A 10,785-nucleotide genomic window follows, 5' to 3' on the forward strand; every position below is an offset into this window, starting at 1 on the left:
GATCGCCGAAGGGCTGCGGTTCGTCACCCGGGACCGCTACCTGCGGACGCTGATGACGTTCGGGGCCGTGTCGAACCTCGCGCTCACCGGGTACAGCTCGATCCAGGTCGTGTTCCTGTCCCGCACGCTCGGCGCGAGTCCCGGCCTGGTCGGCCTGGTCATGGCGCTTGCCGCCTCGGGCGGGGTGCTCGGCGCCATGCTGGCCGGGCGGCTCGGCGCGCGCTTCGGCACCGCCCGCGCGTTCCTGCTCTGCGAGGTGTTCGCGGCGCCGATGCTGTTCCTCGGGCCGCTCAGCAGCCCCGGCTGGGGACTCGTGCTGGCCGTCCTCGCCGTGTTCGGCGTCTGCACCGGTGTCGTGGCTTCGAACGTGCTGACCACGACGTTCCGGCAGCGGTACTGCCCGCCCGAGCTGTTCGGCCGGATCAGTTCGAGCGCCTCCATCGTGAACTACGGCACGATCCCGCTGGCCGGCGTGCTCAGCGGCGTGCTCGGCGAGGTGATCGGCGTCCGCCAGACGCTCTGGGTGGCCGCCGGGGTGCTGGTGGCCGCGCTGGCGCTGCTCGCTCCGCTGGCGAAGCTGCGGGACTTCCCGGTCAGAGCAGCAGGACGTCCACCTCTTCCCCTTCCGCTGCCGATGTGACGTCCTCCGGCAGCACGATCAGGCAGTTGGCCTGGGTGAACGCGGCCAGCAGGTGCGAGCCCGGCCCGCCGCGGGGCCCGACGACGCCGGTGACCTCCCGGTCGGACGGGGTGAACACGCCCCGGCGGTACTGGCGGCGCCCGGACGGCGAGCTCATCGACTCGGTCAGCCGGGCGCGCACCCGCCGGCGGGAGACGTCGGTGTGGCCCAGCGCCGTCAGGATCGCCGGGCGCAGGAACGCCTCGAACGACACCAGCACGCTGACCGGGTTGCCGGGCAGCGCCACCACGGGCACGCCCTGCCAGCGGCCGCTGCCCTGCGGCCCGCCCGGCTGCATCGCGATCTTCGCGAACTCGACGCCCTGGCCGGTCAGTGCGTCCTTCACCACTTCGTACGCGCCCGCGCTGACGCCACCGGAGGTGACCAGCAGGTCGGCGCCGGCCAGCTTGGGCTCGATGACCTTGCGGAACTCCTCGACGTCGTCGACGACGCTGCGGACGACGTCGACCTCGCAGCCGAGGCCGCGGATCGCCGCGGCGAGCATCACGCTGTTGGACTCGTAGATCTGGCCGTGGCGCAGCGGGGCGGGCGCGTCGATCAGCTCGGTGCCGGTCGAGGCCACCAGCACCCGCAGCGGCCGGTGCACCCGCACCTCGGCGAGGCCCACCGCGGCCGCGAGGCCCAGCTGGGAGTGGCCCAGCACGGTTCCGGCGTGCAGGGCGATGTCGCCGTCGACGACGTCTTCGCCGGTGTGCCGGATGTGCGCGCCTTCGCGGGCGGCCGCCGAGAACGTGACCGTTTCCGTGCCGCCGTCGCTGTCCTCGACCATCACGACGGCGTCCGCGCCCGGTGGCAGCGGCGCGCCGGTCATGATCCGGTGCGCGGTGCCCGGTTCGAGGGGCCGGACGTCGACCCGGCCCGCCGGGATGTCGTCGGCGACCGGCAAGGTCACCGGGGCCGCCGCGACGTCGGCCGCGCGGACCGCGTAGCCGTCCATCGCGGAGTTGTCGAAGGGCGGCAGCGAGACGCCGGCGCGCACGTCTTCGGCCAGGACGAGGCCGGCCGCGGCGGCGAGGGGCAGCGTGGTCGCGGGGGCCGTGCCGAGGAGCGCGGCGACGCGGTCGCGGTAGTCGTCGACGGAGATCACCGGACCATCCTCCCCGGGTTCGGGGCGCATGCAAGACTCTGCCCCGTCACAGGCACGCCCAGGGGAGAACACATGCAGGTCGGAATCCGTCAACAGCCTTCGTTCGCCGTCGCCCGGCTGATGCTGGCGCCCGGCGAGCCCTGCCAGGTCGAGTCCGGCGCGATGATGGCCACCAGCTACGGCGTGCAGGTGCAGTCGCAGGCGCAGGGCGGGATCATGAAGGGCCTCGGCCGCGCGTTCCTCTCCGGCGAGTCCTTCTTCATCTCCACTTTCACCGCACCGCCGAACGGCGGCTGGGTCGACGTCGCCGCCAACCTGCCCGGCGACATCCAGGTGCTCACCCTCGACGGCCGCACCGGCTGGGCCGTCACCCGCGGCTGCTGGCTCGCGTCGTCGCACGGCGTGCAGACCGAGACCAAGTGGGGCGGGATGAAGAACCTGATGGGCGGCGAGGGCGGCTTCCTGACCCACGCCACCGGCCAGGGCCAGCTGCTCGTCAGCTGCTACGGCGCGGTCGAGACCATCACGCTGCAGCAGGGCGAGATGGTGACCATCGACACCGGGCACGTCGTCGCGTACGCCGACACCGTGCAGTACCAGATCCGGAAGGTCGCCCAAGGCATCATCCAGTCGATGAAGAGCGGCGAAGGCCTGGTGTTCGACTTCGTCGGCCCCGGCCAGATCATGACGCAGACGCGCAACCCGTCCGCGCTGATCAGCTGGATCGTCTCCCACGTCCCGTCACGCTGATGCGCGTCCAGACCCGGCACACGCCCGCCTTCGGCGTCGCCCGCGTCCTGCTGGACCCGGGCGAGGCCGTCCGTGCGGCACCGGAAACCCTGCTCGCCAGCCGGTTCGGTGTCACCGAGGCCCCGGCCGGCCGCGGCGGCGTCCGCGCGGGCAAGAGCGCGGTGGTCGTCTACACCGCACCGTCCGACGGCGGCTGGATCGACTTCGCGCCGCTGCGCCCCGGCGACGTCTACCCGCTCGACGTCGGGGGCGGCACGGGCTGGTCGGTGCACCGCGACGCGGTCCTGGTGCGACCTTCGTCGGTCCGGCACGACGCCGGCTGGGGGCCGCTGCAGCAGCTCTTCGGCGCCGATTCGGGGTTCCTGGAGCACTACAGCGGAACCGGGCCGCTGGTGCTGGCCGCACCCGGCCCGGTGGACGCGTTCGAACTCGGCAAGGGCGAGCTCGTCACGGTCCGGCCGGACTACCTGCTGGCCTACCCCGACACCATCCAGTGCCGGTTGCGGGCCCTCGATCCGGGCGGGCCGCAGTCGCTGCGCACCGGTGAAGGACTCGCCCTCGACTTCGCGGGTCCCGGGACGGTGCTCGTGCACGCGCGGAACAGACGCCTTTCGGGTTCGTGATCTTCGGACGAATTGCCCATTGCCGAGGGGAATAATTCCGGTAGCGTGATTGACACTTCCGCCGCTGGCATCCGCTCGGGCCAGCGGATCCTTTGTGCTGAGGGAGGGCGCCGTGGCTGTCGGCACCGTCAAATGGTTCAACTCGGAAAAGGGCTACGGGTTCATCGAATCCACGGAGGGGCCGGACGTGTTCGTCCACTATTCGGCCATCCAGTCCGAAGGATTCCGCACTCTGGACGAAGGCGACCGCGTCGAGTTCGAAGTGCAGTCGGGCCGTGACGGCCGTAGCCAGGCAGCGGACGTGCGGAAGGTTTCGTAGCGACCGGTCAAGTGATCGGTGAACCCCCGGCAGGCGCCGAACCAGGGGCGTTAGGCTGCGGGCGTGACAGGCGATGTGTCGGGGGACCTCACCGGTCGCCGGCTGGGCAACTACCGCATCGACGGGGTGCTCGGCAAGGGCGGCATGAGTGTGACCTACAAGGCCACGGACGTGCGGCTCGGCCGCAAGGTGGCCCTGAAGGTCATCGGTGACCACCTCGGGGCCGACGCCGAGTTCCGCGAACGGTTCGTCGACGAGGCGCGCAACACGTCCGCGATCGACCACGCCAACGTCGTGCCGCTGTACGACTTCGGCGAGCTCGACGGCATGCTCTACATCGCCATGCGGATGGTCGACGGCGGTGACCTCGCCGGCCTGATCGCGGGCGGCGCCATCGGGCCCGCGCGCGCACTGACGATGCTCGACCAGGTCGCGGACGCCCTCGACACGCTGCACAACCGTGGTCTGGTCCACCTCGACGTCAAGCCGGCGAACGTGCTGGTGACGAAGAAGGAGACGTCACGCGAGCACGTGTACGTCGCCGACTTCGGGCTGACCCGGCGCGGCGCGACCGGGCACCGGACGCGCGGCGGCGACTTCCTCGGCTCGCCCACGTACGCGGCCCCCGAGCACCTGCGCGGGGAGCCGCTGGACGGGCGCACCGACCAGTACGCGCTGACGTGCGTCCTCTACGCCTGCCTCACCGGCAGCCCGCCGTTCAAGGGTGACGTCCCGACGGTGATCAAGGGCCACCTCAACGGCGAGCCGCCGGCGATCTCCCGCGCCGTCGCGCTGCCGCCGGCGATCGACGAGGTGATCCGGCGCGGCATGGCCAAGAACCCGGCCGACCGCTACGCCAGCTGCGTCGAGATGGTCGCGGCCGCGCGCCGCGCGCTCGGCCCGCTGGCGACGTCCGACACCCCGCCGGGGCCGCCGGGCTCCCATTCGGGCGGAATCCCCGCGCCGCAGCGCCCTGGTCAGGTACAACAGGGGCCGCACCAGAACAGCGCACCGCAGGGAGAGGGGACCCCCGTGCACCCGTACGGAGGACAGCAGCAGCCCGGCTACGGCCAGGGGCCCGGACCGCAGGGCCCGCAAGGCCCGCCGCCGCAGGGCCCGCCGCCCGGCTACGGCTACCCCCAGCAGGGCCCGCCGCCCGGGATGCCGCCGCAGGGCCCGCCCCCGGGGTACGGCTACCCGCAGCAGCAGGGCATGCCCCCGCAGGGCCCGCCGCCCGGCTACGGCCCGCCCGGCGACCCGATGCGGCTGCGCCCGCCCATGCCCGCGGGCGGCGCGGGCGCGTTCCACCAGCCGAAGAGCGGCGGCGGCAAGAAGTGGATCTTCGTCGTGCTGGGCCTGGTGGTCGTGGCCGGCCTGGTCGTCGGGGCGATCTTCCTCTTCGGCGACAGCGGCAGCGGGGGTGGCGGCAGCCAGACGACGGCGCCGGAGATCCCGGTCGGCCCGGGCGGTTCGTCGAGCAACGCGCCTTCGTCGCTGAACGCACCCCCGACGTCGATCAGCATCAAGCCGAGCTCCTGAGCCGGCCGGAGCCTCGCGAGATCGAGCGACGCTGAGCTGGGCTTCTTGCACTCTCCCCCCGAGAGTGCTAAACACGGTCTTGGCACTCGACGCCGTCGAGTGCCAAAGGTCGGGACGGTGAGGCTGACCCCCACCCGGGTCCAGTCGTCCGTCGCGGGCACCGAGCCTGGCCGAGGAAAGAGTCCTGCTGCCGCCGCTGCAAAGAACCCCAGCGCGGCGGCTGCGCCCAATACCGGAGGACCACACCGCAATGGCCAAACTGATCGCGTTCGACGAGGACGCCCGCCGCGGTCTCGAGCGCGGCTTGAACACCCTCGCCGAAGCCGTCAAGGTGACCCTCGGCCCGCGGGGCCGGAACGTCGTGCTCGAAAAGAAGTGGGGCGCGCCGACCATCACCAACGACGGTGTCTCCATCGCCAAGGAGATCGAGCTCGAGGACCCGTGGGAGAAGATCGGGGCCGAGCTCGTCAAGGAAGTTGCCAAGAAGACCGACGACGTCGCGGGTGACGGCACCACCACCGCCACCGTGCTCGCCCAGGCCCTGGTCAAGGAAGGCCTGCGCAACGTCGCGGCCGGCGCCGACCCGATCAGCCTGAAGCGCGGCATCGAAGCGGCCGTCGAGGCCATCACGGAGCAGCTGCACAAGGCCGCCGTCCAGATCGAGACCAAGGAGCAGATCGCTGCTACCGCCTCGATCTCGGCCGCTGACCGCACCATCGGCGAGCTGATCGCCGAGGCGCTGGACAAGGTCGGCAAGGAAGGCGTCGTCACCGTCGAGGAGAGCAACACCTTCGGTCTCGAGCTCGAGCTCACCGAGGGCATGCGCTTCGACAAGGGCTACATCTCCGGTTACTTCGTGACCGACCCGGAGCGTCAGGAAGCCGAGCTCGAGGACCCGTACATCCTCCTCTTCGGCTCCAAGATCTCCACCGTCAAGGACGTGCTGCCGCTGCTGGAGAAGGTCATCCAGTCCGGCAAGCCGCTGCTGATCATCGCCGAGGACGTCGAGGGCGAGGCGCTGGCCACCCTGATCGTCAACAAGATGCGCGGCACCTTCAAGTCCGTCGCCGTCAAGGCCCCGGGCTTCGGTGACCGCCGCAAGGCGATCCTGCAGGACATCGCGATCCTGACCGGTGGCCAGGTCATCTCCGAGGACGTCGGCCTCAAGCTGGAGAACGCGGACCTGTCCCTGCTGGGCAAGGCCCGCAAGGCCGTCATCACCAAGGACGAGACGACCATCGTCGAGGGTGCGGGCGACGCCGACCAGATCCAGGGTCGCGTCAACCAGATCCGCGCCGAGATCGAGAACTCGGACTCGGACTACGACCGCGAGAAGCTGCAGGAGCGGCTCGCGAAGCTGGCCGGCGGCGTGGCCGTCATCAAGGCCGGCGCCGCGACCGAGGTCGAGCTCAAGGAGCGCAAGCACCGCATCGAGGACGCGGTGCGCAACGCGAAGGCCGCCGTGGAAGAGGGCATCGTCGCCGGTGGTGGCGTGGCCCTGATCCAGGCCGCCGAGGCCGCGTTCGCGGGCCTGAAGCTCGAGGGCGACGAGGCCACTGGCGCCAACATCGTCAAGGTGGCCGTCGAGGCCCCGCTCAAGCAGATCGCGATCAACGCCGGCCTCGAGGGCGGCGTCGTGGTGGAGAAGGTCAAGGGCCTGCCGCAGGGTCACGGCCTCAACGCCGCCACGGGTGTCTACGAGGACCTGCTCGCCGCCGGCGTGCCGGACCCGACGAAGGTCACCCGCTCCGCGCTGCAGAACGCCGCGTCCATCGCGGCGCTGTTCCTGACCACCGAGGCCGTCGTGGCGGACAAGCCGGAGAAGGCTTCGGCCGCTCCCGCCGACCCGTCCGGTGGCATGGGTGGCATGGACTTCTGAGCCAGGTCTGAAAAGAGCCCGGTCCGCTTCGGCGGGCCGGGCTCTTTTCACGGCTTGGTGAAGAACCACACGGCGTAGGCGCCGACGATCACGACGCCGAGCGCGAGCAGCCCGAGGCCGCCGAGCCAGGCGGTGCTCTTGTTGTCCGCTTCCAGCCCGACGACGATGGCGCTGATGCCGGTGAGCATGACCCAGATCGCCAGCGCCGCGGCGGTGTAGAGCACCAGCCGGGCGGCCCGCACGCCCCCGACGTCCCCGGAGGACAACACGGCGTAGCCGGCGAAAGCGGTCAGCCCCAGCCCGGCGATCAGGTACAACCCGCCCAAGATCCCGACGACGACCTTCGCGGCGGTGTTTCCGTGATCCACGAGCGCGAACCCTAACCCCTCGAACGGGATTCGCGGTGGGGTTTTCGGCCGCTCGGCGTACCGCGCTCAGCCGAACGGCCCGGACGTCCCCTGGCGTCCGGGCCGTTCGGCTCGTGCTTGCCGCGTCCCCCGACAACGGCATTCCCCCGACCCGCGCTCCCCGCGCGGGTTGCCTTCAGCGCACCCCCGGCGGGCGCCGGCTCCCCCTGCGAGCCGGCGCCCGCCCCGGTTCAGGAGTCTTCTTCGGGCGTCAGAATGGCGGCGGCGACGTAGATCGGAATGGCCACCCCGACGGAGAGGAAAACGGCGGCGACCATGCCGATCCGCAGGACGTTGGCATCGATGCCGAGGTAGGTGGCCCAGCCGCCGCAGACACCGGTGAGCATCTTGTCGGTCCGGCTGCGGCGGAGCTTCTTGGTTTCCGGGGTGTACACGCTGTTGGTCATGGCTCAATGGTGTCTCCGGAGGGTGGCCGCCCACATCGGGAACGGCCCGGACCCCGACCCTGAACTTGCCCTCGGGGAAAACCAGGTGCTCACCGCGGAGGTCCCCCGGTACAACTTCGGAGCATGAAGCACGACAACCCCGAGTTCGCCGCGATCGCCGAGCAGGGCACGATCCTGCGTTGCCAGGTCGGGTCCGGCCTGCACGGTACCGCCGTCGACGGTCAGGACGACCGCGACGAAATGGGGCTGTGCGTGGAACCGGCCGAGTACGTCAGCGGGCTGAAGCGGTTCGAGCAGTACGTCTTCCGCACCCAGCCCGAGGGCGTGCGGTCCGGGCCCGGTGACCTCGACCTCATCGTCTACTCGCTGCGCAAGTGGATGCGCCTCGCCCTGACCGGGAATCCCACCATCCTGCTGCCGCTCTTCGTGCCGGATGCGGAAATCGTGTCGATCACCGAGCTCGGCCACGCCCTGCGCGCCAACGCCGATCGGGTCGTGTCGCGGCAGGCCGGGCTGCGGTTCGCCGGGTACCTGCGGACCCAGCGCAAGCGGCTGCTCGATGGCGCCCTCAACGTCAACCGGCCCGAGCTGATCGCGAAGTACGGCTTCGACACGAAGTACGCGATGCACATGGTGCGCCTGGGTGTCCAGGGCGTCGAGCTGCTGGAGACCGGCCGGATGACGCTGCCGATCGCCGAGCCGTGGCTGACCTGGCTGCGGGACCTGCGGCGCGGGAAGCACACCCGGGAGGAAGCCGTGGCCGCCGCGGCCGAGCTGGAAGATCGGCTCGACCGGCTCACCCGAGGTGCGTCACCGCTGCCGGAAGAGCCCGATCGCGACTGGGCGAACCGGTTCCTGGTGCACGCCTACCAGTCGGCTTGACGCCGGACCCGGTTCAGCCGGCCCTCCCAGGCCGCCGCGACTCCGGAACCTGCCGCGTACGCCGAGGCAGGTTCCGGAGCGGTTCGCGGCACCGGCAGGTATCCGTCCACAGGGGACAGTGAGTCCGCGCAGACGTCCCCTTCCAGCAACGAAAGCGTCCCGAGTCCACAAGCGAACTCCAGCGACGGCAACGCACCGGCCAGCGCCAGTCCTGCCGCCAGGCCCACGCTCGTCTCCACCGCCGACGACACCACGCACGGCAGCCCGCACGCCTCGGCGACCTCCAGCGCCCGCCGGACGCCACCGAGCGGGGCGACCTTCAGGACCGCGATGTCCGCCGCTCCGGCGACCGCCACCTTCAGCGGATCCTCGGCGCGGCGGATCGACTCGTCGGCGGCGATCCGGACGTCGACCCGGCGCCGGACCGCGGCCAGTTCCTCGATCGACGGGCACGGCTGCTCGGCGTACTCCAGGCCGCCCGCCGCCTTGTCGAGGTCCGCGATCGCGCGCACCGCCGTGTCGACGTCCCACGCCATGTTGGCGTCGACGCGGATCGCTCCGCCGGGGCCGAGCGCATCGCGGACCGCCTCCACGCGGGCGCAGTCGTCCGCCAGGGAGACGCGCGGGTCGGCGACCTTCACCTTCGCCGTGCGGCAGCCGGAGGCCCGGACCAGTTCGTGCGCTTTCGCGGGCTCGACCACCGGCACCGTCGTGTTCACCTCGACCCGGTCGCGGACCGGCGCGGGCCAGCCCGTGCCGCTCGCTTCCAGCGCCGCCCGCAGCCACGGCACGCTCTCGGCGTCGGAGTAGTCGGCGAACGGGCAGAACTCGCCCCAGCCCGCCGGGCCGTGCAGCAGCACGCCCTCACGGACGGTGATGCCGCGGAACCGGGTGCGCAGGGGGATCGCGTAGACCTTCATCGACGCCGATCATGCCACCGTGCCGGGCGTCGCAAACAGGTGCCGAACTGCGCGTTTCCGGACAGAATGACCCCGTGGTCCTCGACTTCCGCGTGCTCGGCCCGGCCGAGGTCACGGCCGACGGCCGCCCGGTACCGCTCGGGGGCAGCCGGCCGCTGATCGTGCTGGCCGGCCTTCTGCTGCGCGCGAACCGGGTCGTGCCGGTCGACGAGCTCGGCCGCTGGCTGTGGAACGACGACCGCCGCCGCTCCAAGGGCGCGCTCCAGACGTACGTGCTGCGCCTGCGCCGCGCCCTCGGCGACCAGGTCGCGATCCGCACCGAAAGCGGCGGCTACCTGATCGAACTCGACGACGACCTGCTCGACCTGACCCGGTTCCGGGCGCTGGCCGTCCGGGGCAAGGCGGCGATGGACCGCGGCGAGAGCCGCCGGGCCGCCGCGCTCTTCGCCGAAGCGCTCGCGCAATGGCGCGGTCCGGCCCTGCTGAACGTGGAGTCCGACGCGCTGCACCGCGACGAGGGCGGTCAGCTGGCCGAGGAACGGCTGCGGGTGCGCGAGCAGTGGGCGGACGCGCTGCTCGAAGTCGGCGAGTACGGCACCGTCGTCCCCGAGCTCGCCCGGCTGACCAGGGAGAACCCGCTGCGGGAGCGGCTGCACGAGCAGCTGATGATCGCGCTGTACCGGTCGGGCCGCCAAGCCGAGGCGCTGGAGGTGTACCGCCGGATCAGCGGCGTGCTGGCCGACGAGCTCGGCCTCGACCCCGGACCGTCGCTGCAGCGCACCCGCCAGGCGATCCTGACCGGCGCCGACGATGGCGACCCCGTGCGTTACCGGCTCGGCGTCGAACCGCAGGTCCCGCACCAGCTGCCCGCCGACCTGCGGAGCTTCTCGGGGCGCGAGTGCGACCTCAAGGCGCTGCACGCGCTGCTGCCGGAGGCGGCCGACGCCGGCGCGTCGACGCCGATCGCGTCCGTCGAAGGCATGGGCGGCATCGGCAAGACGACCCTGGCCGTGCACTTCGCGCACGAGATCGCGGACCGGTTCCCCGGCGGGCAGGTCTACCTCAACCTGCGCGGCTACGGCCCCGGCGAGCCGGTCGAGCCGTCGGTGGCGCTGGAGGCGATGCTCACCGCGCTCGGCGTGCCGTGCGAGACGATCCCCGGCGACCTCGACGGCCGCGCGGCGAGCTGGCGGACGCACACCGCGGGCCGGCGGCTGCTGGTCGTGCTCGACAACGCCAACCGCACCGAGCAGGTGAGCCCGCTGCTGCCCG

General features: G+C 71.8%; 12 protein-coding genes. 8 read left to right on the plus strand and 4 right to left on the minus strand.

Features of this window, described 5'->3' with window-relative positions:
- A partial coding sequence (locus CCN39_RS17100; RefSeq protein WP_143264062.1) for an MFS transporter occupies positions 1 to 640 on the plus strand: 640 nt, incomplete at its 5' end.
- Here the strand turns inward: CCN39_RS17100 and moeA are convergent.
- A complete protein-coding gene (gene moeA / locus CCN39_RS17105) occupies positions 594 to 1,787 on the minus strand; it encodes a molybdopterin molybdotransferase MoeA (protein ID WP_086843138.1) in 1,194 nt (397 codons plus the stop codon). The genes CCN39_RS17100 and moeA overlap by 47 nt on opposite strands.
- Before the next feature lie 72 nt (positions 1,788 to 1,859).
- Between moeA and CCN39_RS17110 the strand changes: the two genes are divergently transcribed.
- From CCN39_RS17110 to groL, 5 genes are all read left to right on the plus strand, one after another.
- On the plus strand, positions 1,860 to 2,537 hold the full coding sequence (locus CCN39_RS17110) for a TIGR00266 family protein (RefSeq protein ID WP_043776299.1): 678 nt from the start codon (positions 1,860 to 1,862) through the stop codon (positions 2,535 to 2,537).
- The gene (locus CCN39_RS17115; protein ID WP_086843140.1) at positions 2,537 to 3,160 is read left to right on the plus strand and encodes an AIM24 family protein; all 624 of its coding nucleotides are present in this window, start codon (positions 2,537 to 2,539) and stop codon (positions 3,158 to 3,160) included. Before CCN39_RS17110 ends, CCN39_RS17115 begins: the two co-directional genes overlap by 1 nt.
- Positions 3,161 to 3,272: 112 nt before the next feature.
- A complete protein-coding gene (locus CCN39_RS17120; protein WP_003085446.1) occupies positions 3,273 to 3,479 on the plus strand; it encodes a cold-shock protein in 207 nt (68 codons plus the stop codon).
- Positions 3,480 to 3,542: 63 nt separating this feature from the next.
- On the plus strand, positions 3,543 to 5,018 hold the full coding sequence (locus tag CCN39_RS17125; protein WP_208630252.1) for a serine/threonine-protein kinase: 1,476 nt from the start codon (positions 3,543 to 3,545) through the stop codon (positions 5,016 to 5,018).
- Between the two features lie 250 nt (positions 5,019 to 5,268).
- Complete coding sequence (gene groL, locus CCN39_RS17130) at positions 5,269 to 6,897, plus strand: chaperonin GroEL (RefSeq protein ID WP_043776303.1); 1,629 nt, start codon at positions 5,269 to 5,271, stop codon at positions 6,895 to 6,897.
- 47 nt (positions 6,898 to 6,944) lie between these two features.
- Here groL and CCN39_RS17135 read toward each other — a convergent pair whose 3' ends face one another.
- Both CCN39_RS17135 and CCN39_RS17140 read right to left on the minus strand, forming a co-directional pair.
- On the minus strand, positions 6,945 to 7,265 hold the full coding sequence (locus CCN39_RS17135; protein WP_086843144.1) for a hypothetical protein: 321 nt from the start codon (positions 7,263 to 7,265) through the stop codon (positions 6,945 to 6,947).
- Between the two features lie 230 nt (positions 7,266 to 7,495).
- On the minus strand, positions 7,496 to 7,711 hold the full coding sequence (locus CCN39_RS17140) for a PspC domain-containing protein (RefSeq protein WP_086843145.1): 216 nt from the start codon (positions 7,709 to 7,711) through the stop codon (positions 7,496 to 7,498).
- A 123-nt stretch (positions 7,712 to 7,834) separates the two neighbouring features.
- Between CCN39_RS17140 and CCN39_RS17145 the strand changes: the two genes are divergently transcribed.
- Complete coding sequence (locus tag CCN39_RS17145; RefSeq protein ID WP_086843147.1) at positions 7,835 to 8,593, plus strand: DNA polymerase beta superfamily protein; 759 nt, start codon at positions 7,835 to 7,837, stop codon at positions 8,591 to 8,593.
- On the opposite strand, the gene CCN39_RS17150 is transcribed toward CCN39_RS17145, so the two are convergent.
- On the minus strand, positions 8,578 to 9,513 hold the full coding sequence (locus CCN39_RS17150; protein WP_086843149.1) for an o-succinylbenzoate synthase: 936 nt from the start codon (positions 9,511 to 9,513) through the stop codon (positions 8,578 to 8,580). The genes CCN39_RS17145 and CCN39_RS17150 overlap by 16 nt on opposite strands.
- Before the next feature lie 74 nt (positions 9,514 to 9,587).
- Here CCN39_RS17150 and CCN39_RS17155 point away from each other — a divergent pair.
- Positions 9,588 to 10,785 (plus strand): AfsR/SARP family transcriptional regulator (locus CCN39_RS17155; RefSeq protein WP_208630253.1); only part of this gene is annotated, 1,198 nt, incomplete at its 3' end.

The sequence above is a fragment of the Amycolatopsis kentuckyensis genome (genome assembly GCF_002155975.1).
Taxonomy (GTDB): domain Bacteria; phylum Actinomycetota; class Actinomycetes; order Mycobacteriales; family Pseudonocardiaceae; genus Amycolatopsis; species Amycolatopsis kentuckyensis.